1 protein-coding gene is annotated in these 318 nt (G+C 71.4%); it reads right to left on the bottom strand.

Going from position 1 to position 318, the window contains the following annotated elements:
• A partial coding sequence (locus HMPREF2581_RS28165) for a protein PvdI(3) (protein ID WP_042953377.1) occupies positions 1-318 on the bottom strand: 318 nt, incomplete at both ends.

Raw genomic sequence — 318 nt, 5'->3', positions numbered from 1 at the left:
GGCATGCGCCAGGCGGTTGGCCCGGCGGTTCAGCTCGGCGTAGTCCAGGCGCTCCTCGCCGAAGGCCAGCGCCGGCGCCGTCGGCGTGCGCTCGACCTGCTCCTCGAACAACCGGTGCACGCCGCGTTGCAGCGGGTACTCGGCCGCAGTGGCGTTCCAGCCTTCCAGCAACTGGCCACGCTCCTCGGCATCGAGCATCGGCAGCGAGTCGACGCTGGCCTGCGGGTTCTCCAGCATGCCGCGCAGCAGGTTCTGCCAATGCCGCGCCATGCGCTCGACGGTCCGCGCCTCGAACAGGTCGGTCGCGTAGGTCAGCGC

The sequence above is a fragment of the Pseudomonas sp. HMSC057H01 genome, from assembly GCF_001836405.1.
Classification (GTDB): domain Bacteria; phylum Pseudomonadota; class Gammaproteobacteria; order Pseudomonadales; family Pseudomonadaceae; genus Pseudomonas; species Pseudomonas aeruginosa.
This window is presented reverse-complemented; position numbering and strand designations above follow the sequence as displayed.